This window comes from Micromonospora sp. CNZ295 (genome assembly GCF_004217535.1).
Window position 1 is genome coordinate 1,003,715 of sequence record NZ_SHKZ01000001.1, and the last position, 21,744, is coordinate 1,025,458.

26 protein-coding genes are annotated in these 21,744 nt (G+C 74.2%); 15 read left to right on the plus strand and 11 right to left on the minus strand.

Annotated elements, in window-relative coordinates:
* The first annotated feature begins 166 nt into the window (after positions 1-166).
* The 5 genes from EV376_RS04740 (at position 167) to pheA (ending at position 3,615) form a co-directional block, all read left to right on the plus strand.
* On the plus strand, positions 167-907 hold the full coding sequence (locus EV376_RS04740) for a hypothetical protein (RefSeq protein WP_130320930.1): 741 nt from the start codon (positions 167-169) through the stop codon (positions 905-907).
* A gap of 174 nt (positions 908-1,081) precedes the next feature.
* A complete protein-coding gene (locus tag EV376_RS04745; RefSeq protein WP_130320931.1) occupies positions 1,082-1,540 on the plus strand; it encodes a hypothetical protein in 459 nt (152 codons plus the stop codon).
* A gap of 74 nt (positions 1,541-1,614) precedes the next feature.
* Positions 1,615-1,998: an ACT domain-containing protein gene (locus EV376_RS04750; protein WP_130320932.1), complete on the plus strand. Its 384-nt coding sequence runs from the start codon at positions 1,615-1,617 to the stop codon at positions 1,996-1,998.
* Positions 1,999-2,096: 98 nt separating this feature from the next.
* Positions 2,097-2,648, plus strand: a complete 552-nt coding sequence (locus tag EV376_RS04755; protein ID WP_486482864.1) for a hypothetical protein — start codon at positions 2,097-2,099, stop codon at positions 2,646-2,648.
* 10 nt (positions 2,649-2,658) lie between these two features.
* Positions 2,659-3,615, plus strand: a complete 957-nt coding sequence (gene pheA, locus EV376_RS04760; protein WP_130320933.1) for a prephenate dehydratase — start codon at positions 2,659-2,661, stop codon at positions 3,613-3,615.
* A 35-nt stretch (positions 3,616-3,650) separates the two neighbouring features.
* Here the strand turns inward: pheA and EV376_RS04765 are convergent, their stop codons facing one another.
* The 3 genes from EV376_RS04765 to EV376_RS04775 form a co-directional block, all read right to left on the minus strand.
* Positions 3,651-4,379, minus strand: coding sequence for an AIM24 family protein (locus EV376_RS04765; RefSeq protein WP_130320934.1), 729 nt, complete (start codon positions 4,377-4,379; stop codon positions 3,651-3,653).
* A gap of 90 nt (positions 4,380-4,469) precedes the next feature.
* The gene (locus tag EV376_RS04770; protein WP_207228505.1) at positions 4,470-4,814 is read right to left on the minus strand and encodes a metallopeptidase family protein; all 345 of its coding nucleotides are present in this window, start codon (positions 4,812-4,814) and stop codon (positions 4,470-4,472) included.
* A gap of 147 nt (positions 4,815-4,961) precedes the next feature.
* Positions 4,962-5,393 (minus strand): OsmC family protein, encoded by a 432-nt coding sequence (locus EV376_RS04775; RefSeq protein WP_130320935.1) that lies wholly within the window; start codon positions 5,391-5,393, stop codon positions 4,962-4,964.
* Positions 5,394-5,523: 130 nt separating this feature from the next.
* On the opposite strand from EV376_RS04775, the gene EV376_RS04780 reads away from it, so the two are divergent.
* The 3 genes from EV376_RS04780 (at position 5,524) to EV376_RS04790 (ending at position 8,056) form a co-directional block, all read left to right on the plus strand.
* Positions 5,524-6,240 carry a hypothetical protein gene (locus tag EV376_RS04780; RefSeq protein ID WP_130320936.1) on the plus strand — a complete coding sequence of 239 codons (717 nt, stop codon included), beginning with the start codon at positions 5,524-5,526 and terminating at the stop codon, positions 6,238-6,240.
* Between the two features lie 182 nt (positions 6,241-6,422).
* On the plus strand, positions 6,423-7,244 hold the full coding sequence (locus EV376_RS04785; RefSeq protein ID WP_130320937.1) for an HAD family hydrolase: 822 nt from the start codon (positions 6,423-6,425) through the stop codon (positions 7,242-7,244).
* Positions 7,244-8,056 (plus strand): HAD family hydrolase, encoded by an 813-nt coding sequence (locus EV376_RS04790; protein WP_130320938.1) that lies wholly within the window; start codon positions 7,244-7,246, stop codon positions 8,054-8,056. Before EV376_RS04785 ends, EV376_RS04790 begins: the two co-directional genes overlap by 1 nt.
* A 32-nt stretch (positions 8,057-8,088) precedes the next feature.
* Here the strand turns inward: EV376_RS04790 and EV376_RS04795 are convergent, their stop codons facing one another.
* On the minus strand, positions 8,089-8,691 hold the full coding sequence (locus EV376_RS04795; protein ID WP_130320939.1) for a bacterial proteasome activator family protein: 603 nt from the start codon (positions 8,689-8,691) through the stop codon (positions 8,089-8,091).
* Positions 8,692-8,774: 83 nt separating this feature from the next.
* Here EV376_RS04795 and EV376_RS04800 point away from each other — a divergent pair, with 83 nt between their 5' ends.
* Positions 8,775-9,563, plus strand: a complete 789-nt coding sequence (locus EV376_RS04800; RefSeq protein WP_130320940.1) for a prolyl oligopeptidase family serine peptidase — start codon at positions 8,775-8,777, stop codon at positions 9,561-9,563.
* 88 nt (positions 9,564-9,651) lie between these two features.
* Positions 9,652-10,869 (plus strand): ABC transporter substrate-binding protein, encoded by a 1,218-nt coding sequence (locus EV376_RS04805; protein ID WP_130320941.1) that lies wholly within the window; start codon positions 9,652-9,654, stop codon positions 10,867-10,869.
* A 173-nt stretch (positions 10,870-11,042) separates the two neighbouring features.
* Here the strand turns inward: EV376_RS04805 and ddaH are convergent, their stop codons facing one another.
* The gene (gene ddaH, locus EV376_RS04810; protein WP_207228043.1) at positions 11,043-11,876 is read right to left on the minus strand and encodes a dimethylargininase; all 834 of its coding nucleotides are present in this window, start codon (positions 11,874-11,876) and stop codon (positions 11,043-11,045) included.
* A gap of 59 nt (positions 11,877-11,935) precedes the next feature.
* Here ddaH and EV376_RS04815 point away from each other — a divergent pair, with 59 nt between their 5' ends.
* Together EV376_RS04815 and EV376_RS04820 are read left to right on the plus strand one after the other, a co-directional pair.
* Complete coding sequence (locus EV376_RS04815) at positions 11,936-12,394, plus strand: Lrp/AsnC family transcriptional regulator (protein WP_130320942.1); 459 nt, start codon at positions 11,936-11,938, stop codon at positions 12,392-12,394.
* A 96-nt stretch (positions 12,395-12,490) separates the two neighbouring features.
* Positions 12,491-14,395: a beta-propeller domain-containing protein gene (locus EV376_RS04820; RefSeq protein ID WP_130320943.1), complete on the plus strand. Its 1,905-nt coding sequence runs from the start codon at positions 12,491-12,493 to the stop codon at positions 14,393-14,395.
* Positions 14,396-14,461: 66 nt separating this feature from the next.
* Here EV376_RS04820 and EV376_RS04825 read toward each other — a convergent pair whose 3' ends face one another.
* Entirely contained in the window at positions 14,462-15,544 is a 1,083-nt protein-coding gene (locus tag EV376_RS04825; RefSeq protein ID WP_130320944.1) for a T3SS (YopN, CesT) and YbjN peptide-binding chaperone 1, read from the minus strand.
* A gap of 147 nt (positions 15,545-15,691) precedes the next feature.
* Here EV376_RS04825 and EV376_RS04830 point away from each other — a divergent pair, with 147 nt between their 5' ends.
* Both EV376_RS04830 and sigJ read left to right on the plus strand, forming a co-directional pair.
* Positions 15,692-16,039 (plus strand): DoxX family protein, encoded by a 348-nt coding sequence (locus EV376_RS04830; RefSeq protein ID WP_130320945.1) that lies wholly within the window; start codon positions 15,692-15,694, stop codon positions 16,037-16,039.
* Positions 16,040-16,071: 32 nt separating this feature from the next.
* Complete coding sequence (gene sigJ / locus EV376_RS04835) at positions 16,072-16,950, plus strand: RNA polymerase sigma factor SigJ (RefSeq protein ID WP_130320946.1); 879 nt, start codon at positions 16,072-16,074, stop codon at positions 16,948-16,950.
* Between the two features lie 64 nt (positions 16,951-17,014).
* Here the strand turns inward: sigJ and EV376_RS04840 are convergent, their stop codons facing one another.
* The gene (locus EV376_RS04840) at positions 17,015-17,281 is read right to left on the minus strand and encodes a DUF6457 domain-containing protein (RefSeq protein WP_130320947.1); all 267 of its coding nucleotides are present in this window, start codon (positions 17,279-17,281) and stop codon (positions 17,015-17,017) included.
* On the minus strand, positions 17,278-17,943 hold the full coding sequence (mobA, locus tag EV376_RS04845) for a molybdenum cofactor guanylyltransferase (RefSeq protein WP_486482517.1): 666 nt from the start codon (positions 17,941-17,943) through the stop codon (positions 17,278-17,280). Before mobA ends, EV376_RS04840 begins: the two co-directional genes overlap by 4 nt.
* A 169-nt stretch (positions 17,944-18,112) precedes the next feature.
* On the opposite strand from mobA, the gene fdhD reads away from it, so the two are divergent.
* A complete protein-coding gene (gene fdhD / locus EV376_RS04850) occupies positions 18,113-18,967 on the plus strand; it encodes a formate dehydrogenase accessory sulfurtransferase FdhD (protein WP_130320949.1) in 855 nt (284 codons plus the stop codon).
* Positions 18,968-18,997: 30 nt separating this feature from the next.
* On the opposite strand, the gene EV376_RS04855 is transcribed toward fdhD, so the two are convergent.
* The 3 genes from EV376_RS04855 to EV376_RS04865 form a co-directional block, all read right to left on the minus strand.
* Positions 18,998-19,708, minus strand: a complete 711-nt coding sequence (locus EV376_RS04855) for a GAP family protein (RefSeq protein ID WP_130320950.1) — start codon at positions 19,706-19,708, stop codon at positions 18,998-19,000.
* Positions 19,709-19,829: 121 nt separating this feature from the next.
* Entirely contained in the window at positions 19,830-21,137 is a 1,308-nt protein-coding gene (locus tag EV376_RS04860) for an MFS transporter (RefSeq protein WP_486482518.1), read from the minus strand.
* Positions 21,125-21,700: a winged helix-turn-helix domain-containing protein gene (locus tag EV376_RS04865; RefSeq protein ID WP_130320951.1), complete on the minus strand. Its 576-nt coding sequence runs from the start codon at positions 21,698-21,700 to the stop codon at positions 21,125-21,127. The genes EV376_RS04860 and EV376_RS04865 overlap by 13 nt, the downstream gene beginning before the upstream one ends.
* Positions 21,701-21,744 lie beyond the last annotated feature (44 nt).

Genomic DNA, 21,744 nt, shown 5'->3' on the forward strand with positions numbered 1-21,744 from the left:
TCGACACCGACCGTAAGGCAGGGTTTCTCGGCATCCGGCAAAACGACCGTGGATGAATACGGCATTCATCCACAGTCACTCCGGCGCTCCAACTTGCCGAGCCCCGGGACTAGCAACGTAGGGTAGTGAGGACATAACTTCGAGGGACCTTTTGCCGGAGGTCGCGATGACTGTCTTTCCCGCTCGTCGAGCCGTACCGTCCGCCCGGGCACTGCCGCCCGTGGCGGTACCGCATCCCCGGGCGGAGGCCCCGGGGGTTCTCGGGCCGGCCCGCCCGTCCCCGTTGGAGTGGGCCCGCCGCCGGCGGGCGGAGCGGGAAGCGCGGCGGCTGGAGGCGGCCGGCGCCCGCGCGCTCGGCCGGCTCGACCATCTCGGTCCGGCGTGGCACGTCATCGAGTGGCCGCGCACCGACGCCATCGACCTGCTGCGCGAGCATGGCGGCGACGATCGCGCCGGCTTCCTCGCCATCGGCCCGAGCGGGCTCTACGCGGTGACGATCGCCGATCACGGCCGGGCCCGGGTCCTGGTGGCCGGCGACGTCGTGCAGATCAACGGCAAGCGCCCACCGTACGTGGCGGAGGCCCGCCGCGACGCCAAGCGGGCGAGCAAGGCCCTGAGCGACGCGGTGGGGCTGCCGGTTCCGGTGACGCCGGTGCTGACCTTCGTCGGCTCGGGTGTCATCAGCGTCTACGGCCTCCCGAAGGACTGCCTCATGGCCACCCACCGCGAGCTGGACCGGCTGCTCGTCGCGGCCGGCAACCGGATCAGCCCGGCCACCGCGGACAAGCTCTCCCGGGTCGCGCAGCACCCGGCCACCTGGCTGAACGGCAGCTACCGCCCGGCGGCCGACTACCGGTGGTACGAGGACGGCCGAACGGCCGCTGACAAGCCGGTCAGCCGGCGGTAACGTCAGCCGCGACGCCACGCGGCCCGGGTCCGATCGGCATCCGTCGGTCGCGCCGTCACCGGCCGCCCGGTCAGGGCCTGGATCACCACCGGCGGCCCGGTGACCCCGCGCGGTCAGCGGCCGGCCACGGGACCAGCTAGCGTGGACATACCGTCGGTGTAAATAGGAGGCTCGGTGGCCCACGTCGAACTCTCGCTCTCGGAAGTCTTCGTGCCGCCGGCGGGGACACCGACAGAGCAGGGGTCCGACAACGTCGGTTGGTGGTCCGCGACCGTCTCCCGGGCCGACGAGCCCTGCCTGTTGATCGACGCTGACACCCGGGTGGTCGCGGTCTCCGCGTCCGGGTGCGAGCTGCTCTGTCTGGGCACCCCGCAGGACGTCATCGGCCGGCCGCTGCTCGACGGCGGCCTGCGCTTGCTCGACTTCACCGCCAACCGGGGCGAGCTGGCCGAGCCGGAGATCGACAAGATTCCGCCGCTGCTCGCTCTCTCCTCCGGTCGGCTGGCCCGTGGGCTGCTCCGCATCGAGGGGGTCGCACCCGAGGTGCCGGACGCCACCGTCGACGCCATCTCCACTCCCGTCCTCTGCGACGGGGCGGTCGCGGGCTCGCTCACCTTCTTCTCCGAGGTCTGACCTGGGGCGGCGTGTGGTGTTCGCCGCACGCGCGGAGGTGGGGCGGTTGCCGGCCGAGGCCGTAAGGTGCCTTCATGCTGGATATCGCTCTGCTGCCGGGTGAGTACGCCGTCTGCCGCCTGGCGGCCGGCTCCGCCCTGCCGCCCGACCTGTCGGGCGGGCTGAGCGACGGTGACGTCGTGACGGTGAGCTGGACGGCCGACGGCGTGTCGGTGATCTGCCCCGCCACCCGGGCACCGGAGCAGGCCGAGACCGCCTGGCGTTGCCTGCGGGTGGCCGGCCCGCTCGGCCTCGCCGTCTCCGGCACCCTGGCCGCGCTCGTCGACCCGCTGGCCGCCGCCCGGGTCACGGTGGTCGCCTTCTCCACCTACGACACCGACTACGTGCTGGTTCCCGCCGTACGCCTCGACGAGGCAGTCACGGCGCTGGACCGGGCCGGGCACCGACTGATCACCTAGCGTGCCTTCACCCGGCCGCCGGATGCTCCTACGATGGGCTCGGCCCGCCCCGGCCGAAACGACTTGCGTCGATGTCCTGAGGATCCTCCGTGCCGCCCATCCCGTCCCGCCGTCGCGCCGACCGTCCGTCCACCCGCCGACACCGGCTGACCGCCGTCGCGGTGCTGGTGGCGGTATCCGCGACGGGCTGCGGCACCCCACCGGAGCTGCGGAACCCCACGCCGACCCGGGCCGCCCGGACCGCCGCACCCACCCCGACCGGCACGCCGACCGCCGTGCCGACCGCCACGCCGACCGGGCTGCCCGGCCTGCCACTCCCGACTCCCACCGGTGGCCTGGTCGCCGTGGCGTGCCCGGCCGGCCCATCCGGTCAGCGGGTGACCGACCTGGTGCGCGGGCGTGCCGTGCTGCCGCGCGACGCCCGCGTGCGGGTACGAACCGGGCCGCTCTGCGCGGACGACTGGCACTACACGGTCCTCGACGTCACCGGGTACGAGCCGCTCCAGGTGGTCACTCGGGGCTCCGGTGCGGCACCGCGCCTGGTCACCGCCGGGACCGACGTCTGCACCGCGGAGGTGCGGGTCACCGCCCCGGTCGGCATCCGGACCCTGGCCTGCGACGCCGGCCCGCTCACCGCGCCGGGTGCGTAGGCTGGGCGCCATGCCGGGAACACCGCCCACCCGCTTCGTCTACCTCGGGCCCGAGGGCACCTTCGCCGAGCAGGCGCTGCGCACCATCCCCGCCGCCGAGCGGGCCAGCCGCACGCCCGCCCGCAGTGTCGGTGAGGCGCTGGAGGGCGTACGGGCCGGGGAGGCGGACGCGGCGCTGGTGCCGCTGGAGAACTCGATCGGCGGCGCGGTCGGGGTGACGCTGGACGAGCTGGCCGAGGGCGACCCGCTGGTGATCACGCGGGAGGTGATCCTGCCGGTGGAGTTCGTGCTGGGTGCCCGCCCGGGCACCCGGCTCGACGCGGTCCGCAGCGTCGCCGCCCACCCGCAGGCGTCCACCCAGTGCCGGGGCTGGCTGCGTGCGCACCTGCCGGACGCCGTGGTGATCGACGTGCTCTCCAACGGTGCCGCGGCGGCCGGTGCCGCGGCCGGCGAGTACGACGCGGCGATCTGCGCACCGATCGGCGCGGCCCGGCACCGGCTCGAGGTGCTGGCCGACAAGATCGCCGACCACCCGGACGCGGTGACCCGGTTCGCGCTGGTCTCGCGGCCGGGGCCGCCCCCGCCGCCGACCGGGGACGACGTGACCTCGCTGGCCGTCTACATCGCCCACGACCGGGTGGGCGCGCTGCTGTCGGTGCTGATGGAGCTGGCCGTGCGCGGGGTCAACATGACCCGCATCGAGTCCCGCCCGACGGGCGAGGCGCTGGGCAGGTACGTGTTCTTCCTCGACTGCACGGGGCACGTGGCGGACGTCCGCCTGGGCGAGGCGCTGCAGGGGCTGCGCCGGGTCTGTGCGGACGTGCGATTCCTCGGGTCGTACCCCCGGCACCGCTGGACCGCCGCGGCGGGTGACCGGCCGGTGCCCGCGCCGGCGGGGCTCTCCGACGCCGACTACGCCGACGCCGCCGCCTGGTTGGCCCGGCTGCGCCGCGGCGAGTTGAGCTGAGCGGGCGCTCCGCGGGTCGGCGGAGCGCCCGCGGCTCAACTGAGCAGGCCGCCGAGGAGGCCGCCCTGCTGCTGCTGCTCCTGGGCGCCGCTGCCCATGACGGGCGGCTCCTCGGAGGGCTGGACGACCACGAAACCCTGACCGGCGAAGCTCATCGTGAAGGCCTCGCCAGTGCGCCGGCCGAGCAGCGTGCCCAGGCCGAGCTGCTCCGCCCGGTGGTAGCCGGTCTGCAGGTTGGCCGACCAGCAGACCGCCGCCTGCGGGTCGACGTAGGTCGGTGCGTCCACGTTGAGGACGACCGGCGCGCCCTTGGTCGTCACGGCGATCCGGCCGTGGCCGGTGAAGACGCAGTTGAACAGCCCGGACGACGAGGCCATGCCGGCCCCGCCGACCATCCGGATGTCGTACTGGAGGGTGGAGTCGAAGGCGAGCACGCTCGAGCCGTTGATGGAGAGGGCGTCACCCGGCTCCAGCTCGATGATGTGCACGTCCTTGGCGAAGTCGGCCAGGAAGACGTCGCCCTGGCCGGTGACCTTCATCAGCGGGACGCCCTCGCCGGTCAGCTTCTGCTTGAGAAACTTGCCGAGCCCGCCGGAGCCGAGTGCCTGGAACTGCACGTGCCCCTGGTAGGCCACCATCGAGCCGACCCGGGCCATCGCCTCGCCGTTGAGTTCGATCTTGAGCATCTTGGAGTTCTGCAGCCGCATACCGGGCTGGGCGGACTCCTTCTCCAGGTTCTCCGAGGAGAAGAGCTCGCTGCGCATGGACGTGCCTCCTACAGTTCGCGGTGCCTTGCGGCCGACGGTAGGTGAGGAGCGCAACGGGCGGCATCGGCCGACCCGGGCGACGGCCGCTCAGCCCCAGCCCAGCTCGTGCAGGCGGTCGTCGTCGATGCCGAAGTGGTGGGCGATCTCGTGCACCACCGTGATGGCGACCTCGTCCACCACGTCGTCCTCGGTGTCACAGATGCGCAGGATCGGGTTGCGGTAGATCAGGATGCGGTCCGGCAGCACGCCCGCGTAGTCCCAGCCACGGTCGGTCAGGGCGTGCCCCTCGTAGAGGCCGAGCAGATCCTCGCCGGGGGGCGGATCGTCCTCGACCAGGATGACGACGTTGCTCATCAGGGCGAGCAGTTCCTCCGGGACCTCGTCGAGCGCGTCCCCGACCAGTTCCTCGAACCGCTCCCGACTCATCTCCACCGCCACGGCCCCCATTCTGCCCACCCGTGCAGCCGGACAGGGCCCCGCACGGAACGCGCGCACTTTCACGGAACGGGGCCGCATCCGGTGCCGGAACGACCACTCGTTCCGTTCCGTGAAAGCGCGACGCGGTACGTGGGCGCGCGGTCAGGCGGCGAGGCGGGCCGACAGGGTGATCTCGGCGCCCGGGGAGAGCAGGCGGGAGATCGGGCAGTTCTCCTTGGCCGCCTCGGCGAGCTTGGTGAACTGCGCCTCGTCCAGGCCGGGCGCCTGGCCCACCGTCTCCAGGTCGATCCGGGTGACGCTCATGCCCGCGTCGGTCTTGTCGAAGTGCACCTTGGCCGTGGTCTCCACCGAGGCGCCGGACGCGCCGGCGTCGGCGAGCTGCTTGGAAAGGGCCATCGAGAAGCAGCCGGCGTGCGCGGCGCCGATCAGCTCCTCCGGGTTGGTGCCCTCACCCTCCTCGAAGCGCGACTTGAAGGAGTAGTTCCCCTGCAGGCCACCCTTGCCGGTGCGGACCGTGCCGGACCCCTCGGTGAGATTGCCCTGCCAACGTGCGGAAGCGGTACGGATAGGCATGCACCCGACGCTAGTCGAAAGCCGACGCCGGGGCGACCGACCGGCGCAGCCCGGCGCTCGCGGTTCGGCCCGCCGGCCGCCGCCTGTGTCATGATTCCGCTCAGGCGCGCCGATCCGGAAGGGTGCCCACATGTCCCAGGACCTCCCGATTCCCCGGCAGGAAGACCGGTCCGACGATGCCGCCGTCGTGGAGTGGGGCGGCGCCGATCCCCGGCCGCCCGGCCGCAGCCGGCGCTTCCTCGCCGATCTCGCCCAGGACCGACGCCTGCCGGTCGCCCTCGCCGGCCTCGGGGCCGCGGCCGGGCTGGCCTCGCTGATCGGCGAGTGGGTGGTGCTGACCCTGCCCGGCGCCGGCCCGGACGGGGACCAGCTCCGCCTGCCGGAGGGCGTCTCCAGCGTGGGCGGCTTCGGTGCGGCGTACCTCGTCGGCCTGCTCGGTCTGGCCGTGGCCGTGGCCCTCGCGCTGCGCGGTGCCGGGGCTGCCCGGGCGAACGCCCGCGTCGCCGGCCTGGCCCTGGCGGCCGGCCTGCTCGCGGTGCTCGTCGCCGCCGCCGCCACGATCGGCGACAGCGACGCGCGTGCCCTCTACTACGGCGACCAGAACGGCTTCGACATCGAGTACGGGCGGGGCATGGTCACCGCCTTCCTGGCCGGCGCGTTCCTCGGGGCGGCCCTCCTGCTGTCCCGGGCCGGCGCCGCACCCGTGCCGGTGGAGGCCGGCGGGCCGGTGCCGCCCCCGGGGCGACGCCCCTCCCGCGGGGACGATCCGGACGACGAGCTGCCTCCGCCGGCCGACCTCACCGTCGGCCCCGCCATCCCGTTCGCCCGCCCGGAACCGCCGGTCTGACCGCCGTTCGCCCCTCCCGGGCACCGCCGCCGGGTCACCCGGCGGGCGCCTCCGGTTGGCACCGGATTCGCCTGAACGCCATGGTCGGGGCCGGTTCCGCGAGGTACGGTTGCGGCCCGCCGTCACGCCGGGTCACACGACCGGAACGGCTGGCCGCGACGGCGGCGGGCGAAGGAGGAACGATGACCCGCCCGGGCCTGCCCAAGCTGATCGCCACCGATCTGGACGGGACGCTCGTCCGTAGCGACGAGACGGTCTCCGCGTACACCCACGAGGTGCTCGACCGGGTCCGGGCCGCCGGCATCCCGGTGGTCGGCGCGACCGGTCGCGGCCCCCGGCTGACCGAACTGACCCGCAACGACATCCGCGCCGCCGACTTCCTGGTGATGGCCGGCGGCGGCCGGGTGGTCGACCAGAGCGACCCGGCCGGACCGCTGGTGCTGCGTGACGAGCGGCTGTCCGGGGCCGTCCTCGCCGAACTCCTCGCCGAACTGGAGGCGGAGGTCGGTCCGCTGACCGTGATGGTGGAGGCGTCCGACGACCACGACGCGCCCCTGTGGGGGGACTACCACCCGAGCTGGCCGTACCAGGACCGGTTCGAGCCGCGCAGCCGTGCGGAGTGCCTCTCCGGCGACGTGATCAAGGCGTTCGCGCGCACCGCCGACCACCACGTGGACGAGTTGCTCGAGGTGGCCCGCCGGATCGTCCCGTCGCACGTCGCCACGCTCACCCAGGCCGGCCTGGGCTTCGTCGAGATCTGCCCGCCGGGGGTCGACAAGGCGACCGGGCTCAGCGTGGTCGCCGAACGGCTCGGCGTGGACCCGGCCGAGGTGCTGGTCTTCGGCGACCAGCCGAACGACCTGCCGATGTTCGCCTGGGCCGGCTGGGCCCGGGTGGCCGTCGCCAACGCCCACCCGGCGGTTCACGCGGCCGCCGACGAGACCACCCTGCGCAACGACGACGACGGGGTGGCGGTGTATCTCGATCGGCTACTCTCCCGCTGATGGGAGAGCCACCCCGCCTGATCGCCACCGACATCGACGGCACGCTGCTCCGGGACGACCGGACGCTGAGCCCGCGGACGGCCGGGGTCCTGGCCCGGATCTCCGCGCAGGGCACGCCGGTCGTGCTCGTCACCGGCCGCCCCATCCGTTGGCTCAAGCTGGTGTACGACCAGCTCACCGAGCCGCTGCCGGCGATCTGCGCCAACGGCGCCGTCGTCTACGACCCGGAGACGGACGAGGTGCTGCGGGCCGACCCGCTCGCACCCGAACTGCTCGCCGAGGTGGCCCGGCGGCTCCGTGCCGAGGTGCCCGGGGTGAGCTTCGCGGTGGAGATCGTCGACAGCCGGGAGATGCGGCACGAGCCGCACTACCCGCTGCGGTGGGACGCCGACCACGACGCGATCCGGGCGGTGGAGAGCCTCGAGGAGCTGCACGCGGCCCCGGCGGTGAAGCTGCTGGCCCGCGCCGGCGAACAGGACCCGGACGCCTTCGTCGCGCTGGTCGCCGGGGCCCTGGCCGGACTGGCCGAGGCGACCCACTCGTCGTACTCCGGGCTGGTCGAGATCTCCGCGGCGGGTGTCACCAAGGCGGCCGGCCTGGCCTGGTACTGCTCGCGCCACGGCATCGACGCCGCCGACGTGGTCGCCTTCGGTGACATGCCCAACGACGTGCCGATGCTGACCTGGGCGGGTCGGGGCGTCGCGGTCGCCAACGCGCACCGTGCCGTCCTGGAGATCGCCGACGAGGTCACCGAGGCGAACACCGCCGACGGGGTGGCCGCGTACCTGGAGCGGGTCTTCGGGACGGGCTGAGCGGCCGGCCCGACAGCCGGCCGCTCAGCCGCTCACAGATACTGCCCGGTGCTGTGCCCCTCGCCGCCGGAGGGCTGGCCCATGCCGGGCATTCCCGGCACCATGCCGCCGGGCCCGCTGGGCAGCGCCTGCCGGCCGGAGCGCATCTGCTCCAGCTGGACCCGGGCGGCCATCTGCTGCGCGACCAGGGCCGCCTGGATGCCGTGGAAGAGCCCCTCCAGCCAGCCCACGAGCTGCGCGTGCGCGATCCGCAGCTCGGCCTCACTGGGTGCCTTCTCGTCGGTGAAGGGCAGCGAGATGCGCTCCAGCTCGTCCCGCAGCTCGGGGGCGAGCCCCTCCTTGAGCTCGACGATCGACCGCTCGTGGATCTCGCGCATGCGGTACCGGCTGGCGTCGTCCAGCGGCGCGGCCTTGACCTCCTCCAGCAGCTGCTTGATCATGCTGCCGATCCGCATCACCTTGGCCGGCTGCTCGACCAGGCGCGCCGGGTCCTCGCCCTGGCCCTCGTCGGTCTGCACCGTGCCGACCGGCCGGCCGTCGGGCCCGACCACCACCACGGTGCCGGTGCGGGCGGTGCCATCCCGGTCCGGCTCGTCGTTCTGTCCAGCTGACTGCGCTTCGGTCATGGGATCCATCTTTACCCAGCCGGACCCCCTGATGCGCCCCGGGCCGGCGGCCGGCGGCGATCGGGTACGGACGGCGCGCTACCGTCGCGGGCATGCCCAGCGATCCGCGTGCCGTGCTCACCCGCCCCGCGCCGGCTCCGGACATCACCGTCGCGTACGGCGACCACCCGGACCAGATCGCGGACCTGCGCCGGCCGGCCGGGACCGGACCGGCCCGCCGGCTGGTGATCGTGGTGCACGGCGGCTTCTGGCGTGCCGAGTACGACCGCCGGCACACCGGACCGCTGGCGGCCGCGCTGGCCGAGCTGGGCCACCCGGTGGCGCAGTTGGAGTACCGCCGGACCGGGCAGGCCGGCGGCGGCTGGCCCGGGACGCTGACCGACGTCCTGGCCGGGGTGTCCGAGCTGCCCCGGCTCGCGGCCGAGGCGCTCCCCGGCACGGTGACGCCCGACGCCCCGCTCCTCGTCGGTCACTCCGCCGGCGGGCACCTGGCCCTGTACGTCGCCGCGGCCGCGCCGGGCGTGGTCGGTGGCGTCCTCGCCCTGGCGCCGGTGGCGGACCTGGCCGAGGCGTACCGGCTGGACCTGGATTCCGGCGCGGTGTCGGCGCTGCTCGGCGGCGGCCCAGCCGACGTGCCGGAGCGGTACGAGGCCTGCGACCCGCGCTTCTTGGTGCCGATCCCGACACGGACGGTAGTCATCCACGGCGCGCTCGACCAGCAGGTGCCGGTAACCATGAGCCGGGATTTCGTGACCGCCGGACGAGCCGCCGGGGGTGACATACGCCTCGTTGAGCTGCCCGCTTGCGAGCACTTCGCGCTCATCGACCCGGGGTCAGCGGCCTGGCCGAAGGTTTCCAGTGCGTTGCGGTCTCTCGGTTGAAGATCATTAGGCATTGACGGAGCGTCGCGGAGCAGGTAGAACGCCGGAGGGGCGCAACCCGCCCGGCAACACATTCGGAAGGAACTCGGTGTCGCAGATGAACCGCAGGCGGGCCCTACAACTGCTGGCCGCGCTCGGTACGACCGGACTCGTGGCCGGATGCGGCGACGACAGCGGAGCCGAGTCCCCGGCGCTGAACCCGATCAAGATCGGCCTGATCGCGCCGCAGGTCGGCAGCCTCAAAGAGATCGGCGCCGAGATCGTCAACGGCTTCCAGCTCTTCCTCGAACTGAACCAGGGGCAGCTCGGCGGGCATCCGACCGAGCTGATCACGGCCGAGGAGGGCGACTCCGAGAAGACCGGCCGGGCCGCCGTCGAGGGGCTGCTCAAGCAGGGCGTCCTGGCGCTCACCGGCGTGGTCAGCTCGGCCGTCATGCTCGGCATCAAGGACACGGTGGAGCAGGCGCAGGTGCCGCTGGTCGGGTCGAACGCCTCGCCCACCAGCCTCCAGAGCGTCGTCTACATCTGGCGCACCTCGTACGTGCTCGACGAGGCCGGCCGGGCCCTCGGCCGCTACCTGCGGGGCCTCAGCCGGGCGGCGAACCCGGCCGACCGCGGGCCGACCCGGCTGGCGATCATCATGCCGGAGACCCCGGCCGCCCAGGACGTGCTGCGCGGCTTCCGGCAGGAGATCGGCGAATCCGACCCGCGGATCAAGGACCCGGTCGTCTGGACGCAGAACTTCACCGGCACCCCGGGCAAGACCGCCTTCCGGGGCGACATCCAGGACGCGCTCAGCCGCCGGCCGGACGGGGTCTTCTGTTTCTTCACCGGCGCGGCGGCGGTCGAGTTCATCAAGCAGCTGCGGGAGGCGGACTACACGGGGCCGATCTACGCCCCGGGCTTCCTCACCGAGGGCAACGTGCTGGAGAGCTTCAAGGACGAGAAGGACGTCCTGGGCATCCAGACCGCCCTGAACTACTCCCCCGACATCAACAACGCGGCCAACCGGCTCTTCGCCTCGGCCTACCGCAAGACGCACGGCAGCTCGCCGACCACCTACGCCATGGCGTCGTACGACGCGGCGCAGGTGCTCAACCAGGCGATCCGGATCGCCGGCGCGTCGCCCACGTCGCAGGACGTGAACCTCGCCCTCGGCAAGGTCGGCCAGATCGACAGCCCGCGCGGGGTGTGGCAGTTCAACCAGCCGCGCACGCCGCAGCAGAAGTGGTACCTCCGCGAGGTCCAGCTGGACGGTCAGGTGCTGGCCAACGTGCTCATCACCGAGCTGGCCACGCTCGGCTGAGCCGAGTCCAGCTCAGCCGGCCGGGGACCGCGCGCAGCCGCGGTTGCGCGCAACCGGCCGGGCTGAGCGGAGCCGGCCGGGAGCGGAGCCGGCCGGGCTGAGCGGAGCCGGCCGCCGGTGCGGCAAAGGGCCGGCCTCCCCTCCGGGAGACCGGCCCAGGCCGCGGGCGCGTCCTAGTGGCGCAGCTCGGCGATGCAGCACTTCACGCTGCCGCCGCCCTTCTTCAGCTCGGCCAGCTCGACCGGCACCGGCTGGTAGCCGGCCGCCGTCAGCGTGCCGGCGAGGCCGGTCGCCTCGCTGTTGAGGACGACGTTCAGCCCGTCGCTGACCAGGTTCAGGCCGAACGCGAGCGCGTCGGCGTCATCGGCCACGACCGCGTCCGGGAAGAGCTGGGCCAGGACCTTCTGGCTGGCGGTCGAGAACGCGCCGGGGTAGTAGACGATGTTGCCGTCGTCGATCGAGGCGAGCGCCACGTCGAGGTGGTAGAAGCGCGGGTCGACCAGTCGCAGCGAGACCACCGGCCGGCCCAGCGCCTCCTGAGCCTCGGCGTGGGCGGCGGGATCGGTCCGGAACCCGTACCCGGCCAGGATGAGACCGCCGTGCGCCTCCGGCAGGTACGCGAAGTCGCCCTCACCCTCGTTGGTGACGGTCGGGGGGATGAAGCGCCAGCCCTGCGACTCGTAGAAGGCACGGTGGACCGCCGCCTCGGCGGTCCGCTGCTCGTGCTTGAACTGCGCGCCGTAGACCGTGCCGTCGACGACGAACGCGCCGTTGGCGGCGTACACCATGTCGGGCAGGCCCGGCTCCGGGTCGAGCAGGTACACCTCATGGCCGAGACCCACCAGGGTCTCGCGCAGTCGGTCCCACTGCTTGACCGCCAGCTCCGCGTCGACCGCGGCGGTGACGTCCATCCACGGGTTGATCGCGTACTCGACCGCGAAGTGCTCGGGCGAGCACATGAGATATGTCCGCTTTCGCGGCACTCGCTGCTGCTCCACGGTGACCAAGGGTAGGTATCGTGGAACGTCGGTAACAGCCACAACCATTGCTTCCCGGAGGCGAAACGTTGCAGATAGATGCGGTTGACCAGCGAATCATTGCGCTGCTCGTCGCCGACGCCCGAGCCTCGTACGCCGACATCGGCCAGCGGGTGTCACTCTCCGCTCCGGCGGTCAAGCGGCGGGTCGACCGGCTCCGGGCGACCGGCGTCATCCGGGGATTCACGGCCGTCGTGGACCCGGCCGCCGTCGGGTGGACCACCGAGGCCTTCGTGGAGTTGTTCTGCGCCGGCCGGACCACGCCCGCGCAGATCGGCGTGGCCGCCCGCCGGCACCCCGAGGTGGTCGGCGCGTACACCGTGTCCGGCGAGGCGGACGCCCTCGTCCACCTGCGCGCCGCCGACATCGCCCACCTGGAGGCGGCGCTGGAGCGGCTGCGGGCCGAGTCCTTCGTGACGTCCACCCGCAGCACCATCGTGCTCTCCCGGCTCGTGGAGTCGCCGGGCGTCGGACCGTCGTCCGGCTGAGCCGGGTCGGCGACTCCGGTCCGGCCTGCGCGGGTTGTTGCGAAGGAGCCTTTCCAGTCGCGGAACCGGAGGGCGACGGGGCGCGTCGGAGTGGGCATGACACCGGCACGCCGGACCGTGTTCACGGGCACGCTGCTCGCCCTCACGCTGCTCGCGGGCAGCGCCGCGCTGCCGGCCGCACCACCGGTGCCGGCGCCGGCACCGGCCGCTCCGCTCCGGTTGGTCTCCTTCGACTCCTGCGCCGACGCGCTGGCCGAGCTACGGACCGCGGCCGCGGCACAGGTCGGCCCGTGGGGCTTCGCCGACGACCCGCTCCGCTGGCCGGCCCGCTTCGCAGCGGAGGCGGCGGCGCGCCCCGCCGCCGCGGCGCGTGCGGACGTCGCGGCGCGTGCGGACGTCGCGGCGCCGGAGCACTCCACCACCAACGTCCAGGAACGCGGCGTCGACGAGCCCGACCTGGTCAAGACCGACGGGCGCCGCATCGTCACGGTCACCGGTGGCACGCTCCGGGTCGTCGACCCCGCCAACCGGCGGGTGACCGGCCAGCTCGACCTCACCGGCGACCGACCCGAGTTCGGCTGGGCCCGGCACGATCTCCTCCTGCACGGCGACCGTGCCCTGGTACTCACCGAGGACGTGGTGATCGGCCGGCCCGCGCCCACCCCGAAACGGCCCGGGATCGTCCCCGACTGGCCGACCCCCGACCGCACCGGCAGCCGGCTCGTGCTGGTCGACCTCGCCGGCCCGCCCCGGATCCTCGGGACCTACCGCATCCGGGGCACCACCGTCGACGCCCGGCAGACCGGCGGCACCGCCCGGGTGGTGGTGCGGTCCGCGGCCCGGGTGCCGTTCCCGGACCTGCCGGGTGCGGACGAGGCGACGCGGACCACCGCCAACCGGGCCGCCGTCGCCGCCGCGGGCGTCGACGCGTGGTTGCCGGAGTACGAGTGGACGGCCGGTACGGAGCGGGGAACCGGACGGGTCGGCTGCGACCGGCTGAGCCGGCCGGCCACCGTCACCGGCTCGTCCGTGCTGACCGTGCTCAGCTTCGACCTCACGGCCGACCGGCTCGCCGACGGCGACCCGGTCAGCGTGGCCGCCGACGCGAACACCGTCTACGGCACCGGCAGTGCCCTCTACCTGGCCGGCGAACGCCACCTGGGTGCCCCGCCAGCCCCCGGCCGGTGGCTGCCCCCGACCGGAGCGTCGGTCACCGACATCTACCAGTTCGACACCGGCGGCGCCGGCCGCCCGCGGTACGTGGCCGCCGGTTCGGTGCCCGGCTGGCTGGTCAACCAGTACGCGCTGTCGGAGTGGGAGGGGCACCTGCGGGTGGCCACCACGACCGGCCGCGACGAGCGCACCGCGGAGTCGGGCGTGCACGTGTTGCGCCGGCAGGGCGACGCGCTGGTCCGGGTGGGTGCGGTCACCGGCCTGGGACGGGGCGAGCGGATCTGGTCGGTGCGCTACCTCGGCGGCACGGCGTACGTGGTGACGTTCCGCCGGACCGATCCGCTCTACGCCCTCGACCTGACCGACCACACCGCCCCCCGGGTCACCGGCGAGCTGAAGATCACCGGCTACTCGGCGTACCTGCACCCGCTCGCCGACGGCCGGCTGCTCGGCGTCGGGCAGGAGGCCGACCGGAACGGACGGGTGCAGGGCGTCCAGGTCTCGCTCTTCGACGTCCGGGACCCGGGCCGGCCGGCCCGCCTCGATCGCTGGCACCGGCGGCACGGCTGGTCGGCCGCCGAGCACGATCCGCACGCCTTCCTGTACGACCCGCGCACCGGCCTGCTCGCCATTCCGGTCGACGACGGCGTACGCCTGCTGCGGGTCGCCGGTGACGCGATCACGGAGCAGGGTCGGGTGTCCCATCCCGCGTCGCACATCACCCGGTCGCTGCTGGTCGGCGGCACGCTGTGGACGGTGTCGGACGCGGGCCTGGGGGCCAGCGACCCGACCACCGCGCGGAGCCTCGCCTGGCTCCCCTCGACCTGATTCTCCCTCCCCCGGTGGGTGGGGCCCGGTCATTCGGGGTTCCGGGCCTCACCCACCGTCAGGTCGTCAGAGGTACATGCCGGTGAGGTGCTCACCGTCGTCCCGCTTGACCGGCTTGTCGCCCTCACCGAAGAAGCGCTTCCCGCCGAACTCCCCGTGCAGCCGGTCGTCCAGCTCGTCGGCGAGGCCGGTCATCACCTGCACCGCCAGCATGAGATGGGTCGGCTGGAAGTTGCGGCCGAACACCGGGATGGACGCCCAGACGGTGTCGTCGGCGCAGTAGAGGCGGCCGATCGGCATCCGGTTGGTCAGTTCGGACAGCTTCACGTACAACCGCTCCGTCGGCTCGACCTCGGTCAGCACCGGAGAGAAGACGTCGACCAGCGGCGGGTTGTCGCGTACCCGGACGAAGACCATCGCGGAGCCGGCGCGGATGTTGATGTCCCCGTCCGAGTCGACCTGGAGCCGGTCGGAATCCGACTTGAGCATGGTGGAGACGACGGTGCGGACCCGCTCCGCCAGGTCGAGCGCGTCCTGGGTGCCCGGCGCGGCGGTGAGCGCCTCGTCCAGGTCGGCCTCGACGTCCCGGTCGACCCCGAACTCGCTGCGGGCCGTACCGAGCGGGCCGCCCTCCAGCGGCTCCTCCTCGGCGTCGTGGATCAGGTAGACGAGGAAGGCGGGGTGCGGGGCGCCGTAGACGTCGCGCAGTGTACGCGAGAACAGGGCCGCAAGCTTCGTCGCGTCGGCCGCGTCGCCGTGCAGGCCGAACTGTTCGCCCGAACCCTCGACCACGCCCGGCGGTGACCAGCCGAGCGCCACCATGTCCGCGACGGCCGCCCGGTCCAGCCGGTAGCCCGGTGGCAGTCCCGCGTTGCCGACGGCCCGTGCGGCGAGCTTCCCGTCGGGCCGCACCTCGATGCTGATCGAGTAGACGGCATCGCCGGTACCGGAAGCCGTCGGGTCGAGGGTCAACTCGACGTGCGCCCCGACCGGCAGCGTTCCCAGCCGATCGGCCAACGCCCGGGCGAACTCCCGCCACGCCTGCGTCACCTTGGCCCGCAGGTCAGCCGTCGTCGGCTCGTCCAGCAGGATCGATTCGTGGTGCTCCGGCAGGCCGCCGGCCGGCGTCGAGGGGTGGTCCGCCGTCATGATCGCCTCCGTCCGTCAAGGTCACCCTACCCAGGGGGCCCGGGACGCGAATCGGGCCGACCGGGATCGGACAGCGCTCTTGTCACATCGCCCGCGCGGGGGGTGTCGGCAGGTTAGGAACCCGAAACTGTCACCGAGGAGCGCACGATGTCCGTCCCGCAGATCGTCGTCACCGTTCTCGCCGCCATCCTGGTGGCCTTCTCCGCCGTCTGTGTCTTCCTCCGGGCCCGGTGGGTCGTGCAGCCCCTGGCCGAGTACGGCGTGCCGCGCTCGTGGTGGCCGTGGCTCGGCGTGGCCAAGGCCGCCGGGGCGGTGGGACTGGTGGTCGGCCTGGTCGTACCGGTGATCGGGCTGCTGGCCGGGGCGGGCCTGGTGGCGTACTTCACCGGCGCGGTCGTCACGGTGCTGCGGGCCCGCGCCTACTCGCACGTGCCCTACCCGCTGATCTACGTGGCGCCGGTGGTCGTCACCCTCGGTCTCGGCACCTTCAGCTGATGATGCAACACTCCGGGAATGGGGGAGGGCCGATGCCGCCGCAGGAGTGGCTGACCGAGCGCTTCGAGCAGGAGCGGGGCCGGCTGCGCGGGGTGGCCTACCGCATGCTCGGCTCGCTGAGCGAGGCCGACGACGCGGTGCAGGAGGCCTGGCTGCGGGTCAGCCGCGCCGACACCGACGCGGTCGAGAACCTGGACGCGTGGCTGACCACGGTGGTCGCGCGGGTCTGCCTCAACCTGCTGCGGTCCCGCCGGTCCCGCCCCGAGGACCCGGTCGACGTGCACGTTCCCGATCCGATCGTCAGCAGCGAGGACGACTCGGCCCACCCGGAACGGGCGGCCGTGCTCGCCGACTCGGTCGGGCTGGCGCTGCTGGTGGTGCTGGACACCCTCACCCCCGCCGAGCGGCTCGCCTTCGTCCTGCACGACATGTTCGCCGTGCCCTTCGACGAGATCGGTCCGATGATCGAGCGGTCGCCGACCGCCGCCCGGCAGTTGGCCAGCCGGGCGCGGCGGCGGGTCCGCGGTCAGGCGCCGGCCCCCGATCCCGACCTCGGTAGGCAGCGTGCCGTCGTCGACGCCTTCTTCGCCGCGGCGCGCGACGGTGACTTCGACGCGCTGGTGGCCGTGCTCCACCCGGAGGTGGTCCTGCGCTCCGACGGCGGCGCGGCCCGGGCCCGCCACACGACGGTGTTCACCGGCGCCCGGACGGTGGCCGCTCAGGCGATCACGTTCGGCCGGCTCTCCCCGTTCGCGCGGCCGGCGCTGGTCAACGGCACCGCCGGCGCCGTCGTCGTGGCGGACGGCCGGCCGCTGTCGGTGATGGGCTTCACCGTCACCGGGGGCCGGATCGTCGCCATCGACGTGGTCGCGGACCCGGACCGGCTCCGCCGGTTGAACCTGGGCTGGTGACGGCCGCTGCCGGCCGGGGCCGTCGCGCGGGCCACCGGCCCGGTCGGCTCGGCCGTCGCGGCGGTCAGGCCGGGTTGTCGCCGGGCCCCTCGGCGCCCAGTTCGACCGGCCAGTTCGCGGCCAGGTCACGCAACCGTGCCGCCGCCGCGGCCGGGTCCGCACCACCGCCGACCGCGACCCCGAGGAGGTACGCGGTCACCGGTGCGCCCGGGCGCAGCACCTGGTGGGCGACGTCCTTCGCCAGGTCGAGCACGGCCGGCACCGGCACCTGGGCGGGGTCGAGGCCGAGCTCCGCACACGCCGCCGTCACCCAGTCGTCCAGCACCGTCATCCCGTCCACTCCTCCGCCCGGCGTACGTCCTCGTCAGTGTCGCAGTCGAACCACGGCGGCGGGCCGTCCCCGTGCCACGGAACCTCCAGCACGGCGAGCCCGCGCAGCAGCTCCCGCAGCGGCGCGCCGGCGAGGGACCGCTCGGCGGCGAGCCGGTCGAGCGCGGCCCGCAGCACGGGTACCCGCCACACCCCGCACAGCGTCTGCCGCCTCCCCTCGTCGTCGAGGAAGCAGACCCCGTCGACGACCCGCTGTGCCGGCCCGGCGGGTGGCCGGAGCGCCGCGCCGCCGGCCGCGGGGGGCCGGGGGACGGCCGGTCGCGGGTCGGTGAGGTGACGCAGCAGGGCGCCGACCGCGGCGCGGGTGATCAGGGGCAGGTCGCCGGCGAGCAGGGCGACCACTGACGCGTCGGCCGGCAGCAGCGCCAGGCCCGCGGCCGCGGCGGCGACCGGCCCGCCACCCGGCGGCTCCTCCCGGGTCACCAGCACCCCGGCCGGCACCGTGGTCGCCGGCCCGACCAGGATCCGCGGGGCGGCGTCGGCGACCGCGGCGAGCACCCGGTCCCGCATCGGCCGGCCGCCGACCGGCCGGGCGGGCTTGTCCACACCGCCCATCCGCCGGGCGGCCCCGCCGGCCAGCACCACCGCCGCGTATGCGCTCACCGGCCCACGGTAGCCGCCCGGCCGGCCCGCCTCCGCGGCCCTCGGCCCTGACCGACGCCGTGCCGCCGGCATCGCGGCAACCCGCCGCCCCGGACGCTGGCCGGCCGCCGGCCGGGAGTCGATCGAGGATCAGGTGGATCACCCCGGCTGCGCGGTGCAGGATGGCGGGATGGGACGGGCGACTGACCGACGCGGCGTGCTGCGGATCGACCTCGACGCGGCCGGCGAGCGCCCGACCCCGGTCCGCCGCCGGGACGCGCTGGCCGTGGAGGAGCCACTGGAGATCCGGGTCGGCCCGGCCGGCCCCGCCCGTCGGCGCCCCCTGACCGTCACCATGCGAACCCCGGGCGACGACCTGGACCTGGCGCTCGGTTTCCTGCTCACCGAGGGGCTGATCCGGTCGGCCGACGACGTGCACACCGCGCAGCTCTGCGCCGGGGCGGAGACGCCCAACACGTACAACGTGGTGGACGTGGTGCTCGCGCCCGGCGTGCCGGCGCCGGTCGCCGACGCGACGCGGAACTTCCACATCACCAGCGCCTGCGGGGTGTGCGGCAAGGCGAGCATCGACGCGGTGCGCACCCGGTCGGTCTTCACCGTGACCGGTGACCCGCTGCGGGTGTCGGCGGCGGTCCTCGCCGACCTGCCCGGGCGGCTGCGGGCCGCGCAGCCGGCGTTCGACCGCACCGGCGGTCTGCACGCGGCCGGGTTGTTCACCGCGGCCGGCGAGCTGGTGGTGCTGCGCGAGGACGTGGGCCGGCACAACGCGGTGGACAAGGTGGTCGGCTGGGCGGTCCGGGAGCGCCGGTTGCCGCTGGCCGGGCACGTGCTGCTGGTCAGCGGTCGGGCCAGCTTCGAGCTGACGCAGAAGGCGTGGATGGCCGGCGTGCCGCTGCTCGCCGCGGTCTCCGCGCCGAGCACCCTCGCCGCCGACCTGGCCGCCGAGGCGGGGATCACGCTGGTCGGCTTCCTGCGCGGGCGCACCATGAACGTGTACGCCCACCCGGAGCGGGTCACCGTCTGACCAGGCCGGGGCCGGGCCGCGCCGGCGGCCTCACGGGCCGACGTACGACCCGAACAGCTCCAGGCGCAGGACGGCGTCACGGGCCAGCAGGAAGCCGGCGATGGCGAGGATCCAGCCCAACGTGCCGCTCGACGACTTGGTGATCCAGGCGCTGAGCCGGGCCAGCAGCGGCTCGACCAGCGTCGGCCGGGCGACCCGCGCGGCGAGCAGGAGCAGCGCCGGCAGCACCATCACCAGGCAGTACGCGGCGAGCACGGCCACCACGGCGGGTGCGCCGAGCCCGGCGGTCGCCAGCAGGCCGAGCGCACCCAGATACGGCAGCATGGTGGCCACCTCGGCGAGCGCGGCGAGCAGGGCCAGCCCGACCAGCCAGCGCGCCGACGCGTCACCGCCGGTCGCCCGGTCCCGCCAGCGCAGGATCGCACCGCCGCCGGACCGGCGCTTGCCGCCGTACCGGAAGCTGAGCAGGAAGAGGCCGACTCCGAGGACGAGCTGGCCCCAGAGCACCGGCCGGGCGTCCAGGGTGCCGTCGAGCACGTCGGCGAGCCGGCTGCCGCCCCAGAACAGCAGCAGCCCCACACCGAGGTAGAAGCCGGCGATCGTACCGAGGTAGATCAGGATCCGCCGCACGCTGACCCGGCCGGGCGTCAGCAGCAGCCAGACCGGAATGAACAGCGTGCCGATGCTCGTGCTGTCCACCAGCGCCAGACCGGCCAGCGCCAGCAGCAGGCCGGCGCTCACGCTTCACCGCTTCCGGATGCGACCATCCGCCAATCCTCCTGGACGTGCCCGCGAACTCGCCCGCGAGCACGAACCCGGACCAGATCCTTCGACGGGCGCGGTGCGGGGACCGGCCCAGTCGTCAACGGTCGCGGCCCATCGTCCGCCACGGGCCGCCGAGCAGCGGCGCCAGGACGACCAGCAGGTACGCGGCACCCGCCACGACGAGCGTGGGCGTCGTGCCGACGTGCTCGCTGGCGAAGCCGGCGCTGAGCGCGCCGAGTGGGATGGCGGCCCACGCCCCGGCGCCGATGACGCCGTACACCCGGGCCCGCATCCGGGGCGGCACCCGTTCGAGCTTGACGGCGCCGATCAGCGGGTTGATCGCCCCGGCGGCGAACCCGGCGACGGCGAAGACGGCGACCTGCGTCGGCAGCGGCAGGCCCGCGGCGAGGCTCCAGAACGGGGGTGCCCCGGCCACCGCGAACGCGATGACGAAGGTGGCCCGCCGGGGCAGCCGGTGCCCGACGGCGCTGAACGCGAGCGAGCCGGCGAGCGCGCCGCCGCCCATCGCCCCGACCAGCAGCCCGAAGGCGGTGCCGCCGCCAAGTTCCCGGTTGGCGACGACCGGCAGCAGGACGTTGCCCTTCATCGCGTCGAGGAAGTTGGTGACCAGAACCAGCAGGACCAGGGCGCGCAGGAGCGGTTCGGTGAGCAGGAATCGCACCCCCGCCGCGAACTGCCGCCAGTAGCCGCCGTCGGTGGCCTCGCGGGGGTCGGCGGCGGCCTGCAGGCCGGCCGGCACCAGGCCGGCGACGAGTAGCGCCGACACGGCGAACGTGACGGCGTCGATCGCCAGGACGGGCAGCGCCCCGAGCACGGTGACCAGGAGCCCGGCGACCGGTGCGCCCAGCAGCCGGGCGCCGCGCTCGGCCGCCTCGAACCAGCCGATCGCCCGCTCCACCGGCAGCCCGGCGGCCGTGGCGGCCTCGGGCAGCAGCGCCGTCCGCGCGGTCTGGCCGGGAGTGTCGAGCAGGCCGCTGAGGAAGACCAACGCCAACAGACCCCAGAACGGAAGGCCCACCGTGGCCGCGAGGAGCGGGACCGCACCGATCGTCACCCCGGAGACGACGTCCGCCAGCACCGCCGCCCGCCGGTAACCGATCCGGTCGACGACGACACCGCCCAGGGCACCGCCGAGCACGACCGGGGCGGTGGCGACCGCCCCGGCGAGGCCGGTGGCGGCCGGCGAGCCGGTCTCGGCGAGCACGTACAGCGGCAGGGCGATGAGCGTGAGCATGTTGCCGGTCAGCGAGACGACGTGGCTGACCAGCAGGCCGACCAGCGGCACCCGGGTGCACGCCGCCATCGGCGGCGAGGTTGAGCCGGTGGCCGGTCCGTCGGCGAGACCGGCGCCGGGCGCGCGGCCCGCCGGGCTCACTGCGGCCACCGGAAGGCGTGGTAGATCAGCGCGACCGGTCGCGTGTCCGCCCGGCCCGGGTCGCTGCGCGCCGCCCATCGCGCGGCCAACGCCTCCAGGTCGGCGCGGAGCTGCACCAGGTCGTCACTGGTCAGGTGGAACAGGCTGTCGCTGCTGGCGGTGCCGCGCACCCACTCGGGCTCGAACCCGGCCTCCGCGTCGAGGTACGCCTGCAACCGCTCGACGTAGCGCTGCAGGACCGCCCGCCGGAGCAGGTCGGAGGCGGCCTTGCGCTCCGGATCGTCGAGCACCTCCAGCGGCTCCCACGAGGTACGCAGGTGCGCCGCCCGCCACCAGCGCTCGCGGCGGCTGCGGGCACACTCCGGCGCCTCCTGCACGAAACCGTGCTCGGCGAGCTTGCCCAGGTGGTAGCTGACCGAGCCGACCGCCTCGTCCACCACGTCGCTGAGCATGCCGACGCTCTGCGGGCCGCGCGTCCGCAGCTCGCCGAGGAGCCGCAGCCGGGTCGGGTGGGCGAGCGCGCGCATGGCCCGTGGATCGGTCAGGTGCAGGGTGTCGTCGGCCTCCGGCATGCCCCCAGGCTAGACCTACAAGATGTGACGTACAAGAAGTCTTG